Consider the following 25917-nt stretch of genomic DNA (forward strand, 5'->3'; position numbering starts at 1 on the left):
GAACATTTCGCCCGTATTCGCGGAGTCATCTCTACCCTCCTCAAACAAAAACGCCCTATCCTGGAATCGCTCTCTTCCGCTCTTCAGGGCCGTCTCCAATTCTAAACTGCTACCTAAGTAGTAACCAGATTTGCAGGTATTTTTAAATTTTTGTTCCGAACGAGAAAAAAACATGCAGATTTGCAGGAATTTTATGTTTTCAAATTAGTCCTGTCCTATTTATCCTGAAAAAAAGGAGATAGGTCACCAACAAATAGGTGGAGGATGGTCATGAGCGAACAAGTAGAAATCATGAAAGTTGAGGGATTGGACGAACCCAAGAGGGGACAATTGGCCGAACTGCTGATCTCCGTCGTGGCGGACGGCGCGTCCGTGGGCTTTCTGGCACCTTTAAGCCGGGAGGAAGCTTTGGATTATTGGGATCATGTCCTGGGTCCCGATGTGCTGCTCTGGGCTGCGGCGATCAACGGAAAGGTAGTAGGGACCGTTCAACTGCATCTGGCGATGAAGGCAAACGGGGCCCACCGCGCGGAAGTGGCTAAACTGATGGTGCACCCCGGTTACAGGAAGAAGGGGATCGGCCGCCGGTTGATGGAGCGAGTGGAGCGGGCCGCGCTCGAAGAGCGGAGAAGCTTGCTCATCCTGGATACGAGGGAAGGCGACCCGTCCAATCTGCTCTATCAATCGCTGGGATATCGGGCGGCCGGGCGGATTCCGGGGTATGCGCGCTCCTCGGACGGCCGGTTGGAGGCTACGGTTTTTTACTATAAGCAGCTGTAAAAAACTTATTATAGGTTTACTCATCAGGCTGTTGTCTTAGGTCAATTAGATGGAATTCCTCCCGTTAATTTGGTGCCTATGCCGCTGCCGAAGCGAATTAGCTGGAAATTCTACCGCTAATTCGCCGGAAATGGGAGACTTCGGCACTGGGACCGCGAATTAGCTGGAACTTTTCCAGCTAAATTCAACCGGGAGGATAAGAGTGCTTCATTAACGGGAGGTTTTCCCGTTAATGAAGCGGCTCTTCCCGCAAAGGCCGACGCTATCCCGCAAAGGCCTGAGGAATTCACCCTCCATAAGCCGGTGCTGCCAACCTTAGAGCACGAGCGCGCCCACCGCACCGCCCACCATTCCGATAAAGACGACGGCGGCGAAGACGAACAGGAGCACTTTTCGCGGAAAGTCGCGGGCCACCATCAACAGGGAAGGCAGGCTGATGGTCGGCAGCGTCAACAGCAGGGCGGCCATCGGGCCGGCACCGAGTCCCATAGCGGCAAACGACTGGATGATCGGAATTTCCGCCGCGGTCGGAATCACGAACAGGGTACCGACGAAGGCGAAGACAATGATGGCGAGGAGCCCGCCGCCCAGAGCGACCGGGAACATCGTGTGCTGAAAAGCGCCGAGCAGCAGCACGGAGATCAAATAAGCCGGGACGACGTTAAGGATCATCAGGCCCAGGCTCTTGAGCCAGCGGATGCCGAACGGCAGCTTCGCCGTCTCTTCGTCTTCGACCGGTAGCTGGGCTTTTTCCGCCAGCTTGTCGGGTGCGGTTTTGGAGTCGGCCAACCGGTTTGCCAAATAGCTGACCCCGAACGTCAGGATCAATCCGAAACCTACCCGGAGCAGCGTGAATTTCCAGGACAGCACGAAGGTCATGAAGACCAGGGTTGCCGGATTCAGCACCGGATTGCCGATCCAGAAGGCGAGGCTCGCGCCGATCGAGACGTTGCGGCGGCGCAGGCCGCAGGCGACCGGAGCGGCGCAGCAGCTGCACATCATCCCGGGCAGGGAAGCGGCTCCGCCCAGCAGCGTGCTTTTAAAGTTCGCTTTGCCCAGAACTTTGTACAGCCATTGGGCCGGAAGCAGAACCTGGACGAGAGATCCGAGCAGAATGCCCAGGACCGCGGCTTTCCAGACCGATTTAAAATAAGCGGCGGCATAGTCGACGGCGGCTCCCCAGGAAGGGGCGGCGGCCGCATCGGACCCGAGTATCGAGGAGCCGATCGTATGCTGGGTCGCGGCTTTAAAGGCTTTTTCGTAATAGGGCCACCATTTGACATAACTTAGACCGGCGATGGCAATGATGACAAACAGGGCGATGAAGAGCCACATTTTTCCCCGGCTTGCAGGGTGCGGATGTTGTGCGTTTGATCGTGATGTAGTTGACATGGATGTTACCTCCACAATTCGACATTTCCAGAAACGCATTCTAGTATATCACAAACGCCCGGAGAAGTCGGGGGCATTGCTTTCCCGGGATTAGAGGAGTAGGCTTTATAAGGTATGGAGCAAAACCTTTATCATTTTTCACGGAAGGAATGTGATTTATATATGGCAGCATCCGATGCAATCAAACTGACGTCTTTATCCAGCAAGGGAGGGTGCGGCTGCAAGATCGGTCCCGCCGATTTGTCCCAGGTGCTGCGAAGCCTGCCCGCCTCCGTTCCGAATCCCGATTTGCTCGTCGGTCTGGACACGAGCGATGATGCGGGCGTCTACCGTTTGACCGACGAAATGGCGCTCGTTCAAACGGTGGATTTCTTTACGCCGATCGTGGACGACCCGTATGCGTTCGGTCAAATCGCTGCCGCAAATGCGATCAGCGACATTTACGCCATGGGTGGGAAGCCGCTGACGGTGCTTAATATCGTAGCTTTTCCCATTTCCACCCTGGATAAAAGCATCCTGGCGGACATTCTGCGAGGGGCCGCGGATAAAGTGAACGAAGCGGGAGCCACGTTGGTCGGAGGCCATTCCATCGACGATAAGGAGCCGAAGTTCGGCCTTGCCGTGACCGGGCTGGTCCATCCCGATAAAGTCAGAACCAACGCCGGCGCCAAACCGGGCGACCGGTTGATTTTGACCAAGCCGATCGGGGTCGGTATTATGACGACATCGATTAAAAAGGACGCGCTCACGCCGGAAGAGATCGAACGGGTAACCCGTGTCATGGCCACACTGAACAAAACGGCCGCCGAAACGATGCAGGCCTATGACGTGCATGCCTGCACGGATGTCACCGGGTTCGGGCTGATGGGGCATGCTCTGGAAATGGCCAAGGGGAGCGGCGTCGGCGTAAAGATTCGGCACAAGGATGTGCCCGTCCTGCCGCGCGTTCGCGAATTGGCCGAACAAGGCTTCGTTCCGGGCGGAACGAAGAACAATTTTGCCCATGTGGAGAAAGACATTGATTTTCCGGCGGAGCTGGATCAGATCGGACGCTATATTTTATGCGATGCGGTGACTTCGGGAGGATTGCTGATTGCCGTCGCTGCCCCGCAGGCGGACGAATTGCTTCAATCGCTTATTTCGGCGGGGGTCGAAGCCAGTCTGATCGGCGAAACGACGGAAGCCCATCCGGGCCGCATCGTGGTCGAATAAAGGAGATAACCCCATGTTTCAGGATATCAGCATCGAAGAATTGGCAGAGCAGAGGGAGAAGGGGCTTGTACTGATCGATGTCCGTTCTCCGTCCGAGTATGCGGAGTCGACGATTCCGGGCAGCTTGAACATCCCGTTTTTTGACGACAAGGAACGGGCGGAAATCGGCACGCTCTACAAGCAGGTCAGCGTGGACGCCGCCCAGGAACGCGGGCTTGAGATCATTTCGGCCAAGCTGCCGGGATTTATTAAACAATTCGCCGCGGTCCCCGGGAAAAAAGCGGTATTCTGCTGGCGGGGCGGGATGCGCAGCCGGACGACGGCGACGCTGCTCTCCCTGATGAACATTCACTCTTACCGGCTGACCGGCGGTTATCGCGCCTACCGGCAATGGGTGGTCGCCATGCTGGAGAGCATGTCTTACGAGCCTCCGGCCTATGTCATCCACGGGCATACCGGCAACGGTAAGACCGCTTTACTAAGATTGTTGAAGGAGAGGGGCTATCCGGTCATCGACCTCGAAAGATTGGCAGGGCACCGCGGTTCGGTATTCGGTGAGATCGGGCTGCGCGCGCACAACCAAAAGACGTTCGATGCTCTGCTGCTGGACGAATTGATCGAGACCGCCAGCGCGCCTTATGTCTTGATGGAGGCGGAAAGCAAGCGGATCGGGAAGGTCGTGATCCCCGAACTGGTCATGGCCAAAAAAGAACAAAGCACGCATATCCGCATCGAACTTCCGATCGAGGCGAGGGTTCAAAATATCCTGAAAGACTATGAGCCTTGGAAGCATCCCGAATCCTGCCTCAAAGCTTTTGACAAAATCGCCTCCCGGATCCATCGCCCCGTTGCGGTGGAGATCGGCGAATGTTTGAAGAACGGCGGTTACGATCGAGCGGTGGAACTGCTGCTCTTGTACTATTATGATCCGCGCTACGCCTACACGGAAGAACAGTACGAAGGAGCCGAGTTCATTACCGTTCAAGCGCAAAGTGTGGATGAAGCGGCGGCGGCTGTTGAACGGTTGCTGCAGCAAAGGGGAAACCGATAAGATCGTCTTGAAAAGGAGACCGGGCATGGAGCCAGCCGGTCTCCTTTTTTTGCAAATTTTGAGGATAATTATGGCAATCCCAAATGAACCCCGCTACAATAAGAAGAAAGTATGGGATCTAGAAAGGTTGGGATTTCGTGTCAAAGAAAAAGGCTGACCGCTACAAGTTTGCCTCCAGGGCGTCATTCGCCGGAATGATAGCGATTTCAATGGCGATGCCTGCGGGATGGGCAGGAGCGGAGGGAGCTGGGACAAGACCGCACGTCCATTCGTTTGCTGCAGCGAAAGCTGAAGCGGGTACCTCGGAAGGGATCTCCCTGGATCACCTGTCCGACGAGATGAAGCTGAAGATCGCCTCCGGGGAAATACCGATGCCGGGTACGGAGACGCCGGACCCCGCGCTGGCCAAGTTCTCGAAAGAGCAGGCCGTGGCCAAAATCAAGGAGCTTTTTCCGGATTTAAAAAACGCTGAAGCCGAGCGGATCGAACTAGGTATCACAAACGTCTATCCTCGTCCGGCCAATCAAATGGTTTGGAACATTAGCTGGAGCTTCCGGAACGGTAACACTTATCATGGATTCGACTCGCAGGTGGACGCGATGACGGGAGATTTGATCAGTACATATCTCTCGATCCCGGGCGATGAGAACGAGACGTACTATCCTCCCAAGCTGACGCGGGAAGAGGCGCTGGAGCAAGCCAAAGCGTTTATTGCCAAGGCGGCGCCCTCCCTTTCGCTGCAGGATCTGAAGGCCGGGGATACCGATGTATGGGGGCGGACGGCCACCTTGTTTGGCCCGGTGGAATACAATTTTCATTTTAATGTGCTGCATCAAGGAATTCCTACTTCATCCGAATACGTCTATATCGCCATCGATGGCAATGGTCGTGTGACTTCGTTCTCGAAATCATCGGATCGCCCGGTATACCCGGAAGCCGCGGCCACGATCAAGCAGACGGAGGCGGAACAGCTGTTCAAGAACCAACTGAATGTGGAGCTGACTTATAGTCCCGTCTATAGAAACTCGGAAATCACGGACTGGGTGCTGGCCTGGAAGCCGACCGAGCTTTCTTCTTATCCGTTGGATGCCGTCACCGGAAAGCGTTTCGATTACCAGGGGGAAGACGTTTCGGAGGCTCCCCGGGGATATACGCCGATTCCAGCCGGAAAGAAACGGTTTGTGCCGAACAACACGGGAAAAGAGCTGACCGCCGACGAAGCGGTAAAAGTGGTGAAGCAGGCGGTCAAGATTCCGGAAGGGCGAACGCTATCCTACTCCAGACTGGATACGGATTATATGAATCCCGAGCGGAAGATTTGGCGGCTTACATGGGACGGACAGGACGGAAAGTACAACCTTAACACGCCTCCGGCACAGACCAGCGCGGAAGTCGACGCGTCAACCGGACAATTGCTTGAATTCCAGATGGAACAATACGGTGTTCAAACCGACGGAACGACGGCGGCCTCCATAGCGGCGCAAGTGCCCACCCTTTCGAAGGAAGCGGCGAAGCGGAGAGCTTTTGAACTGGTGAATCAACTGGTACCCCGGGCCGACATCGATTATAAGCTGGTGGAACAGGAGGGCGAAGACCACCTTACGGAAAATAAATCGGGATATCGCTACTCTTTCAGACGTTTTATTAAAGATATCCCGGTAAATAACCGTGAACTGACGTTAACTTTAGATCTGAACGGAGACCTGCAGTATTTTGGCATAGGCCGTGAGCCGGGCTTGGATAAGTTGAACGGGGATCCGGCGACCAAGATAGCGAAGGAAGAGGCGCTTAAGATATTCCGGGATCAATATGGTGCAAAGCTGCAGTATATGCAGACCGGCGGTCATTATGTGGATAATTCCTATGTAAAAGAAAAGATCCGGTTGGCTTATGTGGCCGAATTCAAAGACCCGGCAAAGAACGGCCAAGTTTTGGATGCAACGAGCGGGCGGTGGATTACGTTATATGAGAATGGGGACGGTACCGGACCTCAGACGGAGCCTACCGATCTGAAAGGCCATCGGGCGGAAAAAGATTTATCCGTGCTGCTTCAATATCGCCTCATCTCTCCGGATTTGAACGGACAGATCAAGCCGGATGAAGAGATCACGGCCGGAGAGTGGTTGACGATGATGGCGAAGGCGGTTAATCCGTATGCGGAGAATTATGGCCTCGACTCGCCCGCTTCGTCGAAGGCGGTTTCCGTAGTTCTCGCCGACAGCCCGTATTATAACGGAGTGGTGTATGCCGCGGAACGGAAGTGGATTAACCCCGAGGAGGCCTTCCAAGCCGAAGCGAAGCTGACGCGGGAGCAGTTGGCCGTTATGCTGGCCTCGATGGTCAAGTATAACAAGATGGCTTCGTTTTTGACGGAAGACGAGAGCCTGAATTCCTTGTCCGATAAGGAAGAAGTCAAGCATAAGGGCGAGGTCGCCTTGTCCATGAAGCTAGGGTTGCTGCAGGGGCAAAACGGACGGTTTAACCCGGCCGGCAAAGTGACCCGGGCCGAAGCAGCGTCGGTGATCATGACCTTGGTAAAGCTGCAGGGCAAGATAGACCAATCCGTGCGGTAAACCGCAGGTTAGTGGCGCCGAGCTGATATGCGGTAAAGTGCAGCTTAGTGGGACCGAGCCGGTGTGCGCTAAAATACAGGTTAGTGGGTTCGAGCCGGTATGCGGAACGAAAGATCAGGTTTAGGGGAGGGGTCCGTGAGGATCCCTCCTCTTTGTACGGGGACCCGGTCGTTGAGAATGGGAGCCGAGCGCCGATTGGCTGGTTCCGAGTACCGATCCCTATGCGGCCGGGAGATTTTTCCGTAAAGGGATCAGAACCAGAAACCCGGCCAGGAAGCACAGCCCTGCGGCTCCATACCAAGCCTCCAAAGGAAAGGCTTTTTTCAGCAGCCCGGACAGGCTCATGCCGAGCAGCATCGTCCCCGTCATAAGCGGTGTACGAATACCGGTAACTCTCCCGATTAAAGCGGAGTCCGTATGCTGCATGACGAGCGTCTGGTTTCCGATAAGAATCGCAGGCTGCAGCAAGGCCACGAACCCTTGGGTCAGCATGGTCAACCACAGGACGGGGGAGAGGCCGGTTGTCGCGATGCCAATGGCATTACACAAGAGACCGATCCGCAGCATGCGAAGAGGGGGAATTTTGGCGGATAAAGCAAAGGCAGCCATGCCGCCGGCGATTTCCCCCAGTCCATACGGGACACTGAGCCATTGGATATTCTGGGCGGGCAAGCCGAGCTTCTCCGTCACGAGAAAAATACCGAGCGGAGAGATTAGGCCAACTCCGAATCCGACCGCGGCAAAGGTGAAGGAAAGCCGTTTTAGGATAGGGTTCTCCCATACGTACCGGAACCCTTCGCCGATTTCCCTTAAGAAAGAAGCGGGCAAGGCTGCGGATTGGGCTTCCGAATGCGGATCAGGCGGAATGCGCAGCAAAGCGGCCGCGGAGCCAAGGAATGCCGTAAAGACGATGATCAGTGTGATTTCAATGCCGAAATGTCCGTATACCCAGGTTCCCAGAATAGGTCCGACAACCATAAACACGGCAAACAAAGCCTGCAGCAGAGACATGCATGGGGCGGCCTCCGTTTCCGATAAATGCTGCTTAAACAGCTTCATGCCGGCCGGTTGAGCGAACTGTGACAGAATTGAAGAGCCCAGTAGGCTAAGCAAAACGGCCAAAAAGGAGTTCGATTGAAGCATCAGGAAGACGAAAATGACCGATAAGGCGCTCAGCACTTCACACCAAACCATGGTTTTTTTGGGACGCCAGCGGTCAGCAAATACCCCGCCGATCAACGAGAATAGCAAGATCGGGCCATACTCGGCTACAGAGACCAGCGATACAGCCAAGGCATCGCCGTCCGTATCTTCCATAACGAAAAGAAGTACGGCGAAATTTCGAATCCATATCCCCAACTGCGAGAACAGACTGGATCCGATAACCGCACGAACATACCGGCTCCGGAACAGCTTTAACGGGTTGTTTTTTACCATGTAGAACGGCCTCCTCAGTTTTATTTTTTCTGGATCAGCGTAAGCTCTAACCCGAGGAGAGGGTCAAGGGGGGCCGGAAATTTTAAAGTGTTGACTCTTACCTTAGGGCAGGGGCTAAGCTGGGGAGCGAAAGGAGTGAGGCGAGATGCGTCTTTCTGTAAAAGAGGTTTCTGAACTGGCAAAGGTCACGGTAAAAACGCTGCATCACTATCACAAAATCGGCTTGCTGGCCCCGGCGGAAGTCACGGAGGCAGGTTACCGCTTATACGGTGACGGGGAATTGGAGCGGCTTCAGCAAATTTTGTTTTATCGGGAGTTGGACTTTCCTCTGGAGCAAATCAAGGAGCTGCTTGCGGGGCGAACCGATCGGGGAACTATTTTGAAGGAGCAAAAGGAACTACTGTTGCGGAAGCGGAGGAAACTGGGTGCCATCCTTGAGACCTTGGAACAATCGATCGCTGCGGCGGAACGGGGCGAGCCGATGGACGGGCGGGAGATGTTTCGCGGTTTTGACAACGAAGCGGCTTGGGCCGAAGCGCTGGAAGAGCAAAACCGGCATTTAAAAGAAAGCTATGGCGTCGATTTGTTGGACTCGGAGCGGATCGATGTTCCGACGCTAAACGAGCAGGCGGCGGAAGCGGCGGATTTCATGGCCCGGATGGCCGAAGCGCTGAGGGATGGGATTAAGCATAATGATGAAGAGGTTGGACAACTGATTCGCCGTCATTTAAACTTCCTGGAGCGGCATGGCCATCCCGCCCGGATCGAGGATTTTGTGGAGCAGACCCGGTTTTTCCGGGAGGACGACTTTCACCGGCGCATGCTGGAAGGACAGCAAACCGGCCTGGCTTATTATCTGGCCGCCGCTGCGGAATCGCTGATGGGGGCAGCTGAATAGACGAGATGGAGAGCGGAGTGACTCCGGCCGGAGAAGGGAGATATTCCTGCTGCTAGCAGGCTTCGAAAGGGTAGGGAAGAGCAGAGTGAGGTTAGGGCAGAACAGAGCGAGAGTACGGCAGGGCAAAGCAGGGCGGAGCAGGGCAGGGCAGAGCAGGGCAGGGCAGAGCGAGAGCAGGGCAGGGCGGAGCGAGAGCGAGGGCAGGGTAGGGCAGAGCGAGAGTTCCATTGTAAAAAAACAGCGCGCAGCTCTACCATGTTCGCCGGGGCCTGTCCGGACTCAGGCCGAATTTCTAACGGAAGCTATAGCCGCTATTTCGTCCAATAAGGCCGAATTAGAATTCTAACGGAAGCAGTAGCCGCTATTTCGGCAAAATGAGGTCATTTTGGCGGGAAAGAGCCCAAATAGGCGCTACTATGTCCGTTAGAATTTCAAAAAGGCCAATATTCGCGAAATAGCAGCTATTATTTCCGTTAGCGCGGTTAGCAGGCTTCGTAAAGGGCAGGGCAAGGCAAGGGCAGAGCAGGGCAGAGCGAGAGTTCCATAGTAAAAATCAGCGCGCAGCTCTACCATGTTCCGCCGGGGCCTGTCTGGGCTCAGGTCGAATTTCTAACGGAAGCTATAGCCGCTATTTCGTCCAAAAAGGCCGAATTAGAATTCTAACGGAAGCAGTAGCCGCTATTTCGGCAAAATGAGGTCATTTTGGCGGGAAAGAGCCCAAATAGGCGCTACTATGTCCGTTAGAATTTCAAAAAGGCCAATATTCGCGAAATAGCAGCTATTATTTCCGTTAGCGCGGGTAGCAGGCTTCGTAAAGGGCAAGGGCAGAGCGAGAGCAGGGCAGAGCGAGAGTTCCATTGTAAAAAAACAGCGCGTAGCTCTACCATGTTCCGCCGGGGCCTGTCCGGGCTGAGGTCGAATTTCTAACGGAAGCTATAGCCGCTATTTCGTCCAAAAAGGCCGAACTAGAATTCTAACGGAAGCAGTAGCCGCTATTTCGGCAAAATGAGGTCATTTTGGCGGGAAAGAGCCCAAATAGGCGCTACTATGTCCGTTAGAATTTCAAAAAGGCGAATATTCGCGAAATAGCAGCTATTATTTCCGTTAGCGCGCCGTCAGCCCGCTTCAATCGGGATGGTGTTTCCTTCCGTTAGCGCGCCGTCAGCCCGCTTCTATCGGGATGGTGTTTCCTTCCGTTAGCGCGCCGTCAGCCCGCTTCTATCGGGATGGTGTTTCCTTCCGTTAGCGCGACGTCAGCCCGCTTCAATCGGGATGAAGCTTCCTTCCGCTGGACGGTGGCATAACGGGCCGACAGTTTATTTTTGTGCGACTGAAAAATGTCTTCCAGCGGGATATCGTACTTATTGGCGATCACGATTAGGTTGCCCAGTACGTCCCCCAGCTCTTCGGTTAATTCCTGCTTGTTGTGCTCATACGTTCCCGGGGGCTCGTCCGGTCGATCTCTGCCGATTTCCAAGGCTCGGATGGCCCTGGCGACTTCCCCGGTTTCCTCCGCCAGAAAGCCGATCCTTATAAAAATGTCCAACTCGGACCAGCCTCTGGATTCATAGTAGTCTTTCACCCATTCTTGAAATGAGGTAACGTCCATTTAAGTTTTCCTCCGATCCTGGTGCTGTCTTGAAAAAGCTAGCCTTGCGTTTCCGCTCATAAGCGTAACACAGGACCGGGGGGACAGGGGAGTTTACATTTTATAATAGATAAGGGGGTCTTATATTTATGAACGATAGTTACTCCATTCCCGACCTTTTGAGAAGAATCATCGAGTGGGAGCGCCGTATGGTACCTGAGGTTCCCTATCTTGAAAAGCCGACGGGGCTGTTTCTCGGATTTCGCGAAAATGAAAACGGAGGCTACGCTTGTTCCCCGGCCGACTCGATCCTGTTCGCCAACACGGGCATGGATGGGGTCCACTATTCGCTGTTAACGGATTTCGGAAAGGCGGCGGATTTGGAACAAGCTCCGGTCATTCGCGTAGCTCCTATGGATTTCGGGAACTGCGTAAACCTTGTTGCCGGGAATCTCAGCGACTTTTTCTCCCTTCTCTTCTATGGTCACGAGGGATTATTGTTTAATGAATTTCGTACGGAACAGGAATATGCCCGGTATCGGGTGGGGGAAGAGGAGGACCAAACCACGGCGTATTTTGATCACCGCAAATGGAGAGAACAAAAAAAGCGGGTCAGCGAGGCGGCGATCGATCAATTTCAATTCGAGCCTATTGAACATCCTTTTCGCTATATTCAAACCTTGCGGGCTGAGCGCGAAAAATCCATAGTGCTTCCCACAAAAGACGGGTTAGGCATCCTGCCGCGTTCGGAAGAGGAGATGGGGAAAACCTATCCGACGCACCCGTGGTCCGGGACGGAAATTCCGTGGAACGCTCCGGACGAAATCGAGGATTTTATCGCGCGGGCGGATGTGGTGCCGTTTCTGGCATTTGTGCGGGATTTTCAAGCGGAATTCAATACGGATACAGAGGCGCTCCGGATGATCTGCCGCAGACTAGAGACAATCGGGCTGCATCAAGACGCGGTTCGGCTACTGCACTGCATGTGATACTATGTTTCGGTTTCATGTTCGGCTGCTGCACGGCATGTCCATCCTATGTTACGTTTACATGTTCCCCTGCTGTACGGCATGTAATCCTATCTTTCGGTTTTCATGTCCCCCTGCTGTACGGCATGTAATACTACCTTTCGATATCTTGCCTTTTCACTCGCCAAAAGGGATGTTCAACCCTCTGATCCGTTATAGTTAGAGGTATAAGAGGAGGCGATCGCGAAATGAGTGGCCTATCCATTAAATATTTTGATTATGGTCAGGAACAGATCGATTATTTGACGCAGGCGGACCCGGATTTGGGGGAGGCGATAGCCAGAATCGGCCGCCCGGAGCGGCCCGTCATTCCTGACTTGTTTACGGCGCTTGTACACGCCGTTATCGGCCAGTTGGTTTCGACGAAGGCGGTGAATACGATTTGGGGACGCATGCAGGAGAGGTTTGGCGAGATCTCGCCGGGTAGCCTGGCGTCCCGTTCGGCGGATGAGATCCAGGGCTGCGGCATGACGATGAAAAAAGCGCTGTGCATTTGGGAAATCGCCCGAAAGGCGGCGGAAGGCGAACTGGATTTCAGCGGCTTGTCCCGGCTTGGGGATGAAGACATCATCACGGAGTTAATGCGGTTAAAAGGGGTTGGCCGCTGGACGGCGGAGATGCTGCTCCTGCACAGTCTGGAGCGGCCGGATGTCGTCAGTTGGGGAGACCTGGCGATTCGCCGGGGGATGATGAGGCTGTATGGGCTGTCCGCCTTGACGAAAGCCCAGTTCGACGCCTATCGTGCCAGGTATTCGCCCTATGGCTCCGTCGCCTCCATTTATTTGTGGGAGCTGTCGGTCTAGCCTACCGTTCGGTCGAGACTCTCGGTGCCCCTCGCGTTTCCCTCGCTCCCCTTCCGCTCCAGTTCCAGCAGCCGGGCTTTCATCTCGAGTCCTCCGCGATAACCGGTTAGGGTCCCGTTTTTGCCCACGACACGGTGGCAGGGCACGGTGATGAGCACCGGATTGGCGCCGATGGCCGACCCGACCGCACGGACGGAAGACGGCCTGCCGATGAGCGCAGCGATATCGGAATACGACGAGGTTTGCCCGTAAGGGATTTGAAGCAGCGCGGCCCAGACCGCCGATTGAAACGCCGTCCCCCGTAAATCGAAAGGTAGGGTAAAGCGGCTAAGGCTTCCTTGAAAATAGGCGGTGAGCTCCGCGGCGTAAGGCCGTAGCCGTGCTTCGTCCCGGATCAGGGCGGCGCGAGGGAATCTGCGGTTGATCCCGTCGACGAGCTCTTGAAAATCCGCCCCTTGCGATCCTACATAACAGAGTCCTTGCTCCGTGGCCGCGAGATAAAGGCTCCAGTTCTCGAAGCGATAATGCATCCAGTAGATGGACAGAGTAGGTTTCGTCTTCATTTTATAAGCCTCCTTGAGCCGGAGAAACCGGCGATTGGCGAAAGCCGGCCGGTGTAAGGCCGGTGTTTTTTTTGAACAGCGTGATGAAATAAGGTGTATTCGGCAGACCTACCCGGCGGCCGACGTCCGAAACCGGCAGGTCCGTACCCAACAGCAGCCGCTTGGCCCGTTCCACACGTACAGCCTGGATATATTCCAGCGGCGTGATCCCTTTTACCCGTTTAAAAGTCCGGTGCAGATGATAAGGACTCCCGTGGCACAATTCGGCCAGCGAATGGAGATTCAAAGCTTCATGGGGGTGCTCGTCGATGTATTCCGTGACGACCGCCACCCACTCCTCGTCGGGCAGCCGGCTGCCGGTGGGTTTGCATCGTTTGCACGGGCGATACCCCGCGGACATCGCCTCATCCGGACTGGCGAAGATCGAGATGTTCTCCTTTTTGGGCGGCCGGGACTTGCAGGAAGGACGGCAGAATATCCCCGTCGTTTTGACCGCGTAGTAGAATTGCCCGTCGCTCGCGGCGTCGTTCCCGATGATGGCTTGCCAGCGTTCTTGCGTAATCTCGCTCATTTTCGTTCACCCCTCTGGACCTCATTATACCTCGATCCGCGTGCGTATGTACGCGCTTTGGGATAGAATAGCAAGATAACGAAACATTGGCGATTCTCGCGGAAAGCGAATAAAACGGGAGGGGGAAGGGTAATTTTTACTTGATTCTTTCTGCGCAAAGGTTTCGATGTTAAATGAACTGGAGGACCGAGGCGATGAGACGAAATAACATTCAGGTTCCTTACGGCTATGAGCCGCCTGTGAAGGAGCGGAAAGGCACGTTGATCTTTTACGACGCTTTCGAGCGGACGACGGCGGAAGATTTGGAGAGGGCCGCGACGGTTGCCAGGCAAAAGGCGTTTGAGCGCCTGGTGCTCTACCCGCTTCATGAGGAGACCGTCAGAAGAATGACGAAGGACGCGGTGCGTTCGTTCTACAAGCGGGAGGACGAGCTCCATGACTGGAAACGCGGGCAGGACAACGCAGATATTTCCATTGAAGGCTGGGAGGGCAAACGGAAGAAATACACGCCGATCGACTCGGCGCTGAGGTATTTGACCGAAAAGTATCCTTCCCCTTATTTTTTGTACCTCACGCCGGAGATGGGGAACCAATTTGCGTCGTTTTCCTCCTTTGAGGAATGGATCGTTAAAATCCGTCTGTTATTAACGGAAGAACCGAAGGCCCTGCATCCCAGGCTGGAAAAATACCGTCACCGCTGGGGCCTTGCTTCCGAGGAAGCGAAGGTGCCGCCGCGGAACGGAACGGAGGGGACATCCCCTTCCGGGGAATAAGGAGAGGAGGATACGCTACGCTATGAGACCTGACTGGAAATCCAGGCCTGCCGTTCTCATTTTTCTCGCCGTCATCCTGACCCTTGGCGGCTGCTCGAATCGAGGGACTTCCGAACCGGCGAAGAATGGAGCGGGAACGGTTCCGCAGCGCGCCGACTTCGCCGGACCGGGACATTCCGACGCGACGTCTCCCCAGCCGAATCCTCAGAATCCGTCGGAGTCCCAAGATCCGTCGGCCCCGGAGTCAGGCTCGGCCGATCCCGCCGAGGAACTGCTGAACCGATTGACCACGGCGGAAAAAATCGGCCAACTGATCCTCGTCGGCATGGAAGGGACGACACCGAGCGAGCAGACCCGGAAATTTATCGAAGACGCTCATGTCGGAGGTTTTATTTTTTACAAGGACAACATCAAAACGAGCCGCCAATCCCTGGCCCTGTTCAACCGGCTTAAGCAAGACAATGCCGCCAACCCGGTTCCCCTGTTCTTGAGCGTGGATGAGGAGGGCGGACGGGTATCCCGGATGCCCGGCGATTTCAGCGACATTCCGTCCGCCGCGGCCATCGGAGGAACGGGGCGAGTGGAAGCGGCGGAAGCTTTGTATCGCCTGATCGGGAAGGAAATGGCCGGCTTCGGCCTGAATATGGATTTCGCCCCGGTACTCGATATTCATAGCAACCCCGATAATCCGGTGATCGGGGACCGCTCCTTCGGAAACACGGCCAAAAGGGTCGGCGGAATGGGGATCGCCGCTATGAACGGATTAAAGGCGGAAGGCGTGATCCCCGTCGTCAAACATTTCCCCGGTCACGGCGACACCTCGGTGGACTCCCATCTTGGCCTGCCGGTGCTCTCGCATGATCTGAACAGACTGCGTCAATTGGAGCTTCTTCCTTTTCAGGATGCGATCCGCGAGGGGGCCGACGTCGTGATGATCGCACATTTGCTGCTGCCGAAACTGGACCCGAAAGCCCCGGCCTCCTTCTCCGAGGCGATCATTCATGACCTGCTGCGTAAGGAGCTGGATTTTCAAGGCGTGGTCATTTCCGATGATTTGACGATGGGGGCGATTACCCAGCATTACAAAATCGAAGAAGCGGCGGTGCGCTTTATCCGGGCCGGCGGAAATATCGCCCTGGTCGGGCATGATCCGGCCAAGCAGGAGGCTGTAATTCAGGCGATAACACGGGCGGTCGAACAGGGGGAGATCAGCGGGGAAATGCTCGATGAACGGGTTTATCCCATCTTACAGCTGAAAATAAAATACGGCTTGACCGACAAACCGGCACAGGGGGCGGATCAGAAAGCGATAAACGCGGGTATTGCCGACGTTCTGAAAACGTACGAGATCCGTTGACGATATCCCTTTATACCGCTTAAGAGGGGTGATGCTGGTACCGGGCCAAATTGACGAGCCCATCCTCCGTCACCTCGACCCCTTCCCCCTCCAGAAACATTTTTTGCAGAAAAAAACCTTCCTCTTCGCGAATCGCAATTTCTCCCCGGGCATTGACGACCCGGTGCCAAGGCAGACCGTGTTTGCCGCTCATCGAGTGCAGGATCCGAACGACCTGCCGGGCGGCTCTTGGACTCCCCGCGGCACCGGCGACCTGACCGTAAGTCATGACTTTACCCGCCGGAATGGCGGAAATGATTTCAATTACTTGTGCGGTAAAAGGTTGCATTCCGATACTCCTTCCATTTATGGTGATAGAACATGGATCTGACGATAGAAATGAGGGAAATTATGAAATCTATTTTACACTCGGAGCGATTGTTAATGAAAGTGCTGGATGAAGCGGCCGCGGCGGATGTTCTGGACTATGTCGTACGCAACCGTGAATTCCTGAGGCCTTGGGAGCGGGAGAAGGAGGAAGCGTACTTTACGTTGGATGTTCAAAAAAGACTGTTGGCCAACGAACGGCTCCAACATGAACAAGAGAATTTATACAAACTTTGGATCTTTCGGAAGGACCGGCCGGAGCGGATCATCGGTTCCGTGGCGCTCAGCAATATAGTGCGGGGCGCTTTTCTGTCCTGCCATCTCGGATACAGGCTGGATGGGGAGGAGCAAGGGAAGGGCTTTATGACGGAAGCGGTCGAGGCCGTCGTCCAGTACGCCTTCCAAGAATTAGGATTGCACCGCATCGAGGCGAACATCATGCCGAGGAACGCGGCCTCGCTCCGCGTGGTCGAGAAACTGGGGTTCTATCACGAAGGGTTGGCCTTGAAATATTTGAACATCCATGGAAAATGGGAGGATCACATTCATATGGTGCTGCGGAACGAGGCCATGGAATAGGAACGATGTATTTTGGGAGAGGGGAAAGCATCCTGACATGAGAGAGGAACCACAAATCAAGTTTCGCCAAGTCACCGAAGCCGACGCCGAGGCCTATCTGGAGCTTCGCCGTCGTCTGGACCGGGAAACTGAGTTTATGCTGCTCCAGCCTGACGAGCGCGTCACCACGCTGGAGCAGGAGAGAAACCGACTGGTTTCGCTGTTGGAGCAGGGAACCTCGATGATCTTTGCGGCCGAGGCGGAAGGGCGATGGATCGGCTATTTGGGTGCGTTCGGATCGAATTACAAGCGGAACAAACACACGGTAAGCCTGGTGCTAGGCATTCTGCAGTCCTACTCGGGAAGAGGTGTGGGGGCCAGGCTGTTCGCCGAGTTGAATGATTGGGCGGCGGAACGGGGGATACATCGGCTGGAGCTTACGGTGATGGCCCACAATGAGGCGGCGATCGCCTTGTACAAAAAATGCGGATTTGAAGTCGAGGGCATTCGAAAGCACGCGATACGGCTCGGAGACCGGTATATCGACGAGTTCTACATGGCCAAGCTGCTCCCTCTTTAGCCGTAACTTTCGGCCTTGCCCGGACGTATATAGGCTGTAAATAAGCTATGGACGTTTAAAAAAGGCTGACTAGGGAGGAAGCGACTTTGCAACATCCGTTACGACAATTGGGTTACCCGGAAAAAGGGATATTATATGCGATTCTCGTCGCTGCCACTATAATCGGCATGAAATACGTGATTGAGGTGAGACTGCCGGATGGAGGTAGACCGCCCTATCTTTTCCTGGTCTGGAATACGTTCCTGGCTTGGATCCCGGCGGGGCTTGCGATTCTGCTGGATTTGGCCAGCCTGATGCGCCGGAGCGTGTTGAAGAGTGCGATGGTGTTGTTCATCGGGCTGTTATGGCTGTTCTTTTATCCCAATGCGGCCTACATGGTAACCGATCTGCTCCATCCGTTTGCCCGTTTTCCCATTTCCGGGGCAGGGCGGTTCTGGTCGGATATACTGTTCTGGGATCATTTGTATACCGTTCTCTTTACGGCGCTGCTCGGTCTGGCCCTGGGAACTGTCTCGCTGGCTTCCGTTCACGGACTGGTTCGCCGCTGGCTCGGAAGCGCTGCGGGTTGGATTTTCGCGGTATCGGTCCTGCTGCTCAGCAGCTTCGGGATTTATCTCGGCCGGTTTATCCGCTTTAACAGCTGGGATATTTGGCATCGCCCGATCTATATCCTTAGGGAAATGGCCGTCTATTTTATGGATCCGGGCCATTTACGGCATGCTTTGGCTTTTTGCAAATGGATGTTTCTTCTCACGGCGTTCAGTTACGCAGTTGCCTACTTTCTTGGCGCTTTCCGTCTTAGGCGGCTCTCGGGTCCGGTCCCGGAACAAAAATAAAATCCAGCGGGAAGCTCGATTTTCCCCTCCCCTGTTTGGGTAATGATAGTTATTCAGGTTCCCAAACGCCGTCTAGGGGAGGGGATTCGTTTGCAATCCTGGGTGCTTTGGCTCAATGCGGTTGGTCTGATCGGCTTGTCCCTGCTCTTTTATCTGCTCGACAAAAAATTGTCCAGCCGGGTAATCTTGTTGGCACCGATTCTCGTTTACGTCGCCGTCTCGCTGGAGGATTTGCTCGGCCTCGTTGATTTCGGAGCGGTTTTTCAATCGGAGGCCATATTAAGGGCCGTGATCCTTCTGTTTGTCTTAGGATCCGTTATTTTCTATCTTCTCTTTATTTTTCATGAGATAGCGGACTCGGCGGTAAAGCGCGAGGTCAGTCTCAAGTCCGCCGTGATTCGGATCAGCATTGCCGCCATGAGCTGCATTGTTTTTTTTACGGTCGTGTATACTTCGATATACAAGCTGTTTAAAGGGGCGAGCTTTGCGGGGGATCATTTGGGGGAAGATACCTTGTCCCAATTGATTACGTTCTTCTATTTCAGCGTGGCGACATTTACGACGGTAGGGTACGGAGATATCCAACCGATGGATAATACGTCGAGGCTGATTGTGGTGATGGAGATTTTTTTCAGCTTTATTACGGTCGCCTACGCGCTATCGATGATCGGGGTATTTCGCCAAATCTTTAACAAGGAGATGGGGGGAGACGCCTCGAAATCGATGAGTAATGAAAAGGAACTCGAGGAAGATGCCGGGGCATCCCCCGAATAATCCGGAGAGGAGAGGGTCGGTTTGGAACTGCGAAATCGCTTGAGGGAACGGTTTCCGGTGTTGGTAAGTGAACGGCTGCGACTAAGGAGAATCGAAAAGGAGGACACGGAAACGCTGTTTGCTTGTGTCAATGACCCGTCGGTACGGCGCCATACGTCCTTTCAAAAGGGAACATTGCTGTTTCCCGATCGTTTGTTTCGGTATTTTGACGACACTTATCAAAGTTTGCGCGATCTTCACTTCGGGATAGAAATCAAGGAGGGGACGGGGCTGATTGGCATCTGCTCCTTGCAGTTTTGGGATCGGGAGGCCGGCAGGGCCCGGTTGGGCTATCTGCTGGCTCCGAGCTGCTGGAACCGGGGGTTCGCCACCGAAGCGGCCCGGTCCGTGGTGGAATTCGGATTCGACATCCTGCAATTAAGCCGAATCGAGGCGCGATGCAGCATTCATAACCCGGCATCGGAAAAGGTGCTGCGCAAATGCGGGTTTACGCCGGTCAAGCTTGCGGGCGAGCGGCTTCAATCCGGTTCGGATTATGGCGGCGGGCCGGGGAACGAGATCCATTCCTTTTATTTAAGCAAGCCGGCGAGCATTTGTTACACAAATGAAATATACCTGTGATCAATCTCTAATAGAGAGAGGGTACACTTATTACATGACCCCCTTTTGAATATATTTGTCTCTTGGAATCCGGCGAGTAGCGTACGGGTTCCCTTTTTTTTGCCCGCAATTTCCCCTACAGGGGGACGGGCATTCTCTGTTTGTTTTTGTAATATACCCATTCGGTAAACCCGATTTCCTTCAAACGCTTGGCCACATCCTCCCATTCATCGGCGACGCGCTTCGGCGTGTGGGCATCGGACCCGAACGTGACATCCACGCCGAAAAATAAGGCGCGCTCCAATATTTCATCGGAAGGATACCAGCCACCGGACAGTTTGGTTTTGCCGGACGTATTAATTTCGATCGCGACCTTGTTGTCGGCAATAACCCGCAGGGTTTCGTCGATCGCCGCCGCTGCCGGAATATCGGAGAAAGCGGGATAGTTTCCTTTCATCGCATCGATATGGCCTAAAATTTGGAACATGCCACTGCGGGCCGAATCCCGAATCAGCGCGTAGTAGGCTTCTTTATCCGCAATACGCTGCTGTTCATTCAGGCCTTTCCAACGTCGTTTGTTGAAGATGCTGACCTCTTTCACGCTATGGACGGACCCGATAATGTAGTCGAAAGGATACTGGGAGAGAATCTTACGGTAAACCTCGGCATGAGCCGGAAAATAATCGGATTCGATCCCGAGCAGGACATCGATCTTCCCGGCGTATTCCTCTTTCAGTTTCAGCACTTCATTGACATAATTGGCGAATTCCGCCTTGGCCATGGCGATGTGCGGAAGAGGGTGCTCTTCGGGGTCACCGAAGTAAGGCGTATGGTCGCTGATTCCGATCACCGCGAGACCGGCGGCGATTCCGGCTTCCACATAGTCGCGGATGTTGCCGTCGGCGTGGCCGCAGCGAAAATGATGGGTGTGCAAATCGAACTTCATGCAGTTGGCTCCTTCCTGGTTAACCTTCTGGCTGGATTTTATTCGGAACTGATAAAGCGGTTTTCCGGCATGCCTTTCAAGTCTCCGAGAAATTGCTGCATGGCGGAATTGACGTACCTGCTGGATTTGTAAATGACGCCCACCGGATGCGTGACTTCGAGTTCCGGGATGCGTACGACCTTTAAGGAGCCTTGGCGCAGCTCTCTCAGGATGGACTGCTTCGATATAATAGCCGCCCCGAGATTGATCTCCACCATCCGTTTCACTTCCTCGCTGCTGGAAAGCTCCATGACGATATGCGGCTCGATGTTATGCGATCGGAAAACTTCGTCCACGAAGCGGCGTCCGACCGTATCGGGGGACAGCATGATCAAAGGTACTTCTCGCAGCGATTCGAGCGTGGGAATGGGTTTACCGGCCAAGGGGTGGAGTGGGGAGACGACGAGCTCAAACGTATCGTAATACAGCACCGTGGATAGCACCTGCGGGTTGTTTTCGATTAAATAGCCGATCCCGATATCGACCAGGCCTTGTTCCACATTTTGATAAATCAAACTGGAGGGCATCGATTGAATCGTTGTTTTGATCAGGGGAAACTGGTCTTGAAAATAAGACAGGATACGCGGCAAAATTTGAATGGCGATGGAGGTCGTTGTACCCAGGACGATATGTCCTTGTGGCGTATGCTCCAGATCGGTCAATTTCTGCTTCAGCTCTTCGACAATATCCAGTATTTGCTCCGCTTTCTCCAGAAATACTTGCCCCCGGTCCGTTAAGGTCACCGGCTGAGTTCGGTCGACCAGCACCGTGCGGAATTCATCCTCCAGGCTTTTGATCTGGGCGGAAACGGCGGGCTGCGTCAAATTCAACAGTTCTCCGGCCTTTCGAAAACTTTTGGTCTTCGAAATGGTGATCAGCGTTTCCAATTGACTGATATTCACCCGAATCCTCCTTTCCTCCGAAATCTCGTATTCATTAATTATAGAGGATTTTTTTAGGCTAAATCAATGACACGGATATGACAACCCCTCGGAAGGTTTTCAGGATATAAGACTTACTTGGCGGAGACCGCTCGATTTTTAATGACTTATACCTAGGAATAAAGTATAATAAATTCCAAACTTGTTCGGGACTTTTGTATCGGTTTATTAAACTTCTATGCGAAAAGGGGCGTAATAGTGAAAGCGGAAGTAATCAATCCTTTTCTGGAATCGGCTCGTACCGTAATTCAGCAGGTCGTTCAGGTTTCTCCTTCGACGGGAAGTTTGGGAGTCAAGGAAATCCAGCCGGTGGAAGATCATATTTGGATTCAAATCGACATGACGGGACATTTTAGCGGGATGGTGATTTTCGGCCTGCAGGAAGAGGTGGCTCTCCGCATTGTCTCGGCGATGATGGGCGGGTTCGTGCTGACGGAAATGGACGAAATGGGCCGCAGCGCCATCTCCGAATTGGGCAATATGATCAGCGGCAATGCCAGCACGATTTTGTCCAATCAGGGCTATGTCGTGGATATTACACCGCCGAAGGTGATCCAAAGCGAAGGCGGCCAAGCCGCTCCCCGCAAGGCGCTTTGCATTCCGCTCGTCATGGACGGAATCGGCGAATTGGATATTCAGGTCATGATCTCCTAAAATAGAGGAAACTGATCTGAAGGGAAGGGTAGCATGTCGCTTAACAATAAAGTAATCGTCGTCACGGGCGCGTCCAGCGGCATCGGGGCTTTAGCCGCGCGCATGCTGTCGGAACAGGGAGCCACGCTGGTGCTCGCCGCCAGGTCGGCGGATAAGTTGAAGGAAATCCGGAACGGGATGATGGGGCCCAGCAAGATCGTGGAACTCGATGTCGGCGACGACGAATCCGTCGCAGCGGGTTTCAAGGAGATCTACGCGGAGTTCGGGCGGGTTGACTGCCTCGTCAACAACGCGGGTTACGGGAAATTTACCGCCTTTGATGAAATGCCGCTTCATGAGTTTGAAGCGATGATGAACGTGAATTATATGGGAATGGTCCGCTGCACGAAGGCGGTTCTGCCGCGGATGAAAGAGGCCCGATCCGGCCGGATCGTGAATATCGCCTCCATAGCGGGCAAGATCGGAACGGCGAAATCCACGGCTTATACGGCCACGAAGCATGCCGTACTGGGCTTCAGCAGCGCGCTCCGTCAGGAGGTCCGCCCCTATGGCATCACCGTGTCCACGATCAACCCGGGTCCGATCGATACGCCGTTCTTCTCGTTGGCCGACCCGGAGGGGCATTACGTCAACAATGTCAAATGGTTTATGATGAAGCCCGAACGGGTGGCGAAGGCGCTGGTCCACGCGGTTCGCACCGGTACGACGGAAATCAATCTTCCGTGGACCGCGGGGGTCGGCGCGAAATTTTATCAAGTATTTCCCCGTCTGGCCGATCGTCTCAGTTATCGCATGCTGAATAAGAAATAAGATGAACACCGACTTCCCGCAGTCGGTGTTTTTTTGTTGGCCCGAGCGAAATAGCCGCTCAAAAGGTGATTGCCCAGGGCTGTCCTTCCTTTGAAAAAAGAAACCATCTGGCCAAGGCCGTAAACTGTCCAGCGGGAGGCACGACACATAGAGCAGAACGGCCTTTGGGGGGGCGGCGGGTGCTTTAAAGGATGAATCGCTGCCGCGCCGACGCAGGTGCTCTAGCGGATGAATCGCTGCCGCGCTGATGCAGGTGCTCTAGCGGATGAATCGCTGCCGCGCCGACGCGGGTGCTCTAGCGGATGAATCGCTGCCGCGCTGACGCGGGTGCTCTAGCGGATGAATCGCTGCCGCGCCGCCGCAGGTGCTCTAGCGGATGAATCGCTGCCGCGCTGACGCAGGTGCTCTAGCGGATGAATCACGCTACGCTCACACCGATTGCTCTAACGGACGCAATAGCTGCTATTTCGCCAGAAATGGCTTCCATTGGATTTTAACGGAAATAGTAGCGCCTATTTGCGGATTTCACCGCCAAACTGAGCTCATTTTGCCGAAATAGGCGCTACTGCGTCCGTTAGAATTCCGATTCGTCCGAAAAGGACGAAATAGGCGCTATGGCGTCCGTTAGATTTTACGATCGGGCTTCGGACTGGGCGCGGCCGACCCCGACACTTCTGGGCCCTTTTTTCAAAGGCCCATTGCGGGGGTACGGTCCTTTCGGACGCGTTCCGTGACTACGGCGATGATTCGGGTCGTTAAGGAGGGAGCCATTCGGCCTTCATGCCCACCAATCCCTTGTTATCCTGAAGGACTAGAATCAGCTCGACAGAATCCACGGGAGAGTCCCAGAAAATTAAGTAATTGGAAGTATTTTCAAACCTTAATATCCTTGTGAATAATGGAATTGAATTGCATTGTTATTCCCGAATATTCCATTTTAGAAGGAGTGTTGTTCATGCGGAAATACCTGTACAAGCCCTTTGTCGTAATGCTTTCATCCGTTCTGCTTTGGACGGGGTGGTCCGGAAGCGGTCACGCCGCGGCTCCGGAAGAAGCAGCTTCTGTGCAATGGTCGCATGAGTTGGAAGGCATCGATGTCTCGAAAACAGATGCGAAGGGAAGCGCTGTTACTGTAACCTCAGACGGAGGCTATGTTTTCGTAGGCTATCGTGGTTCCTCACTCACCGAGAAGGGGGCTTCCCATGTCGTTAAGGTAAACGGCAACGGTGAGATCGTTTGGAAAAACGATATCGATGTGTTGGATCAACACGGAGATTATTCAACCAATAGAGCCTTTGCCGTGACGGAGACTTCCGACGGAAGTCTCCTGATCGCCGGAGAACAAATCCGGAAAGATATTGACCGGAAGCGCCGTGCGGTTCCGTTTGTCTTCAAGCTGAGTCCCGACGGGGAGTTGTTGTGGAAAAAAAATTATCCTGACCTCTCATACTACACTCAACGGGCGGAGCTGATCCAAAAAACCTCGGATGGAGGGGCGATTATCGGCGGGGGGGCCAGAACAGACAACTGGTATCCGACGCACACATTCCTTCTAAAAATAAATGCGGATGGAGATGTAGCCTGGTACGAAACTTATTCATTCGGGTTCTATACCTATTTTCATAACATGGTCGTCACTCCCGACGACGGAGTTATTGTAACCGGTGAGAAGGTAAACTCCAGATGGGGCCCGTATAGTCATCGGTTCATAACCAAATTCGGCCCGAATGGAGATCAGGAGTGGGAAAAAATGAAGGAGACCGACGAAATTCGGGCGGTGCTCCCTTCCGAGGACGGAACCTTCTTGCTGACCAGATACAATTCGGAGGAGGAGAGATACTATCTTCAAAAGATGACCGAAACCGGGGACATTTTGTGGGAAAAAGTTTCGGATGCGCTATCCGCTTCAGCGATCGGCGATATAGTTCAAGCTCAGCCTATGGAGGACGGGTTTGCCGTAATCTCCAACCAGTCTACGGAATATGCCGGAAAGTCTTATAAATATAAAGTCACCTTGACGGATGATAATGCGATTCCGATCAAAAAATACTTGTTCGGAACGCACGAATTGTACATTTCGAAAGGCGGCATCTCCCTGGATGACCGCGGGCTTGTCTACACGGGGACCCTCCTAACAAAAACAGAAACGGGCTCTAAAACAACGTTTCCTTTGGCAAAAATCGCCGTGCCCGGCCAAGCCCCGACTAACCCGAAGTTTTCCAAGCTCCGGTTTCAAACGGATAAGCTTTATCTGGCCGTCGGACAAGCCGTGCATAGCGTCGTTGAGGCGGTTTACTCCGACGCTACGGTAACGGATGTAACCTATTCCTCGAGCTACAATTCGCAGGACCCGGGCATTGCCAAAGCTGACCCGCTTGGAAATATTACCGGCATCAGCCCCGGAACGACGGTAATTAAGGCAACTTTTTCGGGATTGCAGGCCAGCGTAACGGTGGAAGTGACGGAAGGGCAAACGGGCCCCGGCCGCTTTTTCCTCGATTCTGACGAATATTCCCTGTCGGTAGGAACCGAACTGGATATAGCCGCCTTTTACACGGATGAAACGGGCCTGACCTCCAAGGTTACGGAGGATACCGTGTTTGCTGTGGATGACCCTGCCGTCGCCGCAGTGGACGAGTACGGGAATATTCGGGGGATTAGCCCCGGGGTTACACAGATCACGGCAGCCTTTAACGGACATATTTATAGAGCTAGCGTGTGGGTGGTTCGTCCGTACACACCAGTTCATTAATCACATAAAATAGTGCCGGATGGAAAGGGGACGCT

24 protein-coding genes and 1 pseudogene are annotated in these 25917 nt (G+C 54.1%); 17 read left to right on the forward strand and 8 right to left on the reverse strand.

All coding sequences use genetic code 11. The annotated features are described in order from the left end of the window. The first annotated feature begins 270 nt into the window (after positions 1 to 270). Entirely contained in the window at positions 271 to 780 is a 510-nt protein-coding gene (locus LBW89_RS23710; protein ID WP_148456886.1) for a GNAT family N-acetyltransferase, read from the forward strand. A 315-nt stretch (positions 781 to 1095) separates the two neighbouring features. On the opposite strand, the gene LBW89_RS23715 is transcribed toward LBW89_RS23710, so the two are convergent. Continuing rightward, on the reverse strand, positions 1096 to 2172 hold the full coding sequence (locus tag LBW89_RS23715) for a permease (protein WP_148456888.1): 1077 nt from the start codon (positions 2170 to 2172) through the stop codon (positions 1096 to 1098). A gap of 162 nt (positions 2173 to 2334) precedes the next feature. Between LBW89_RS23715 and selD the strand changes: the two genes are divergently transcribed. From selD to LBW89_RS27770, 3 genes are all read left to right on the forward strand, one after another. Continuing rightward, positions 2335 to 3384: a selenide, water dikinase SelD gene (gene selD, locus LBW89_RS23720; protein ID WP_148456890.1), complete on the forward strand. Its 1050-nt coding sequence runs from the start codon at positions 2335 to 2337 to the stop codon at positions 3382 to 3384. A 13-nt stretch (positions 3385 to 3397) separates the two neighbouring features. Beyond that, on the forward strand, positions 3398 to 4435 hold the full coding sequence (gene mnmH, locus LBW89_RS23725; RefSeq protein WP_148456892.1) for a tRNA 2-selenouridine(34) synthase MnmH: 1038 nt from the start codon (positions 3398 to 3400) through the stop codon (positions 4433 to 4435). A 137-nt stretch (positions 4436 to 4572) separates the two neighbouring features. Next, complete coding sequence (locus LBW89_RS27770) at positions 4573 to 7008, forward strand: YcdB/YcdC domain-containing protein (RefSeq protein ID WP_148456894.1); 2436 nt, start codon at positions 4573 to 4575, stop codon at positions 7006 to 7008. A gap of 219 nt (positions 7009 to 7227) precedes the next feature. Here the strand turns inward: LBW89_RS27770 and LBW89_RS23735 are convergent, their stop codons facing one another. After that, the gene (locus tag LBW89_RS23735; protein WP_148456896.1) at positions 7228 to 8445 is read right to left on the reverse strand and encodes an MFS transporter; all 1218 of its coding nucleotides are present in this window, start codon (positions 8443 to 8445) and stop codon (positions 7228 to 7230) included. Positions 8446 to 8590: 145 nt separating this feature from the next. On the opposite strand from LBW89_RS23735, the gene LBW89_RS23740 reads away from it, so the two are divergent. Then, positions 8591 to 9343, forward strand: coding sequence for a MerR family transcriptional regulator (locus LBW89_RS23740; protein WP_148456898.1), 753 nt, complete (start codon positions 8591 to 8593; stop codon positions 9341 to 9343). A gap of 1294 nt (positions 9344 to 10637) precedes the next feature. On the opposite strand, the pseudogene LBW89_RS23745 reads toward LBW89_RS23740, so the two are convergent. After that, positions 10638 to 10952: pseudogene (locus LBW89_RS23745) on the reverse strand (MazG nucleotide pyrophosphohydrolase domain-containing protein); the annotation flags it as partial. Between the two features lie 128 nt (positions 10953 to 11080). Here LBW89_RS23745 and LBW89_RS23750 point away from each other — a divergent pair. Both LBW89_RS23750 and LBW89_RS23755 read left to right on the forward strand, forming a co-directional pair. Then, positions 11081 to 11920, forward strand: a complete 840-nt coding sequence (locus tag LBW89_RS23750) for a hypothetical protein (protein WP_225040609.1) — start codon at positions 11081 to 11083, stop codon at positions 11918 to 11920. A gap of 227 nt (positions 11921 to 12147) precedes the next feature. Beyond that, positions 12148 to 12762, forward strand: coding sequence for a DNA-3-methyladenine glycosylase family protein (locus tag LBW89_RS23755; RefSeq protein WP_148456904.1), 615 nt, complete (start codon positions 12148 to 12150; stop codon positions 12760 to 12762). Here LBW89_RS23755 and LBW89_RS23760 read toward each other — a convergent pair. Further along, on the reverse strand, positions 12759 to 13325 hold the full coding sequence (locus LBW89_RS23760; protein WP_148456906.1) for a methylated-DNA--[protein]-cysteine S-methyltransferase: 567 nt from the start codon (positions 13323 to 13325) through the stop codon (positions 12759 to 12761). The two genes, LBW89_RS23755 and LBW89_RS23760, sit on opposite strands and share 4 nt — an antisense overlap. A 1-nt stretch (position 13326) precedes the next feature. After that, positions 13327 to 13896, reverse strand: a complete 570-nt coding sequence (locus LBW89_RS23765) for a bifunctional transcriptional activator/DNA repair enzyme AdaA (RefSeq protein WP_148456908.1) — start codon at positions 13894 to 13896, stop codon at positions 13327 to 13329. 194 nt (positions 13897 to 14090) lie between these two features. On the opposite strand from LBW89_RS23765, the gene LBW89_RS23770 reads away from it, so the two are divergent. Beyond that, on the forward strand, positions 14091 to 14669 hold the full coding sequence (locus LBW89_RS23770) for a hypothetical protein (RefSeq protein WP_148456910.1): 579 nt from the start codon (positions 14091 to 14093) through the stop codon (positions 14667 to 14669). Between the two features lie 22 nt (positions 14670 to 14691). After that, on the forward strand, positions 14692 to 16026 hold the full coding sequence (nagZ, locus tag LBW89_RS23775; protein ID WP_148456912.1) for a beta-N-acetylhexosaminidase: 1335 nt from the start codon (positions 14692 to 14694) through the stop codon (positions 16024 to 16026). Positions 16027 to 16045: 19 nt separating this feature from the next. On the opposite strand, the gene LBW89_RS23780 is transcribed toward nagZ, so the two are convergent. After that, positions 16046 to 16354, reverse strand: a complete 309-nt coding sequence (locus tag LBW89_RS23780) for an MGMT family protein (protein ID WP_148456914.1) — start codon at positions 16352 to 16354, stop codon at positions 16046 to 16048. Between the two features lie 62 nt (positions 16355 to 16416). On the opposite strand from LBW89_RS23780, the gene LBW89_RS23785 reads away from it, so the two are divergent. The 5 genes from LBW89_RS23785 to LBW89_RS23805 all read left to right on the forward strand — a co-directional run bounded on the left by LBW89_RS23785 (position 16417) and on the right by LBW89_RS23805 (position 19761). Next, positions 16417 to 16971, forward strand: coding sequence for a GNAT family N-acetyltransferase (locus LBW89_RS23785; protein ID WP_148456916.1), 555 nt, complete (start codon positions 16417 to 16419; stop codon positions 16969 to 16971). A gap of 37 nt (positions 16972 to 17008) precedes the next feature. Further along, complete coding sequence (locus LBW89_RS23790) at positions 17009 to 17530, forward strand: GNAT family N-acetyltransferase (protein WP_225040612.1); 522 nt, start codon at positions 17009 to 17011, stop codon at positions 17528 to 17530. 86 nt (positions 17531 to 17616) lie between these two features. Beyond that, the gene (locus LBW89_RS23795; protein WP_225040613.1) at positions 17617 to 18366 is read left to right on the forward strand and encodes a DUF1361 domain-containing protein; all 750 of its coding nucleotides are present in this window, start codon (positions 17617 to 17619) and stop codon (positions 18364 to 18366) included. Between the two features lie 90 nt (positions 18367 to 18456). Beyond that, positions 18457 to 19140 (forward strand): potassium channel family protein, encoded by a 684-nt coding sequence (locus LBW89_RS23800; protein ID WP_225040615.1) that lies wholly within the window; start codon positions 18457 to 18459, stop codon positions 19138 to 19140. A gap of 21 nt (positions 19141 to 19161) precedes the next feature. Then, complete coding sequence (locus LBW89_RS23805) at positions 19162 to 19761, forward strand: GNAT family N-acetyltransferase (RefSeq protein ID WP_148456920.1); 600 nt, start codon at positions 19162 to 19164, stop codon at positions 19759 to 19761. A gap of 115 nt (positions 19762 to 19876) precedes the next feature. Here LBW89_RS23805 and LBW89_RS23810 read toward each other — a convergent pair whose 3' ends face one another. Further along, the gene (locus LBW89_RS23810) at positions 19877 to 20686 is read right to left on the reverse strand and encodes a histidinol-phosphatase (protein ID WP_148456925.1); all 810 of its coding nucleotides are present in this window, start codon (positions 20684 to 20686) and stop codon (positions 19877 to 19879) included. A 38-nt stretch (positions 20687 to 20724) separates the two neighbouring features. Further along, positions 20725 to 21627 carry a LysR family transcriptional regulator gene (locus LBW89_RS23815; protein ID WP_148456927.1) on the reverse strand — a complete coding sequence of 301 codons (903 nt, stop codon included), beginning with the start codon at positions 21625 to 21627 and terminating at the stop codon, positions 20725 to 20727. Between the two features lie 237 nt (positions 21628 to 21864). Here LBW89_RS23815 and LBW89_RS23820 point away from each other — a divergent pair, with 237 nt between their 5' ends. From LBW89_RS23820 to LBW89_RS23830, 3 genes are all read left to right on the forward strand, one after another. Then, positions 21865 to 22320 carry a chemotaxis protein CheX gene (locus tag LBW89_RS23820; protein ID WP_148456929.1) on the forward strand — a complete coding sequence of 152 codons (456 nt, stop codon included), beginning with the start codon at positions 21865 to 21867 and terminating at the stop codon, positions 22318 to 22320. 33 nt (positions 22321 to 22353) lie between these two features. Next, on the forward strand, positions 22354 to 23130 hold the full coding sequence (locus LBW89_RS23825; protein ID WP_148456931.1) for an SDR family NAD(P)-dependent oxidoreductase: 777 nt from the start codon (positions 22354 to 22356) through the stop codon (positions 23128 to 23130). A gap of 955 nt (positions 23131 to 24085) precedes the next feature. Further along, positions 24086 to 25882 (forward strand): Ig-like domain-containing protein, encoded by a 1797-nt coding sequence (locus tag LBW89_RS23830; RefSeq protein ID WP_148456933.1) that lies wholly within the window; start codon positions 24086 to 24088, stop codon positions 25880 to 25882. Positions 25883 to 25917: the final 35 nt, after the last annotated feature.

The sequence above is a fragment of the Paenibacillus sp. alder61 genome (assembly GCF_020179875.1).
GTDB lineage: Bacteria > Bacillota > Bacilli > Paenibacillales > Paenibacillaceae > Fontibacillus > Fontibacillus faecis.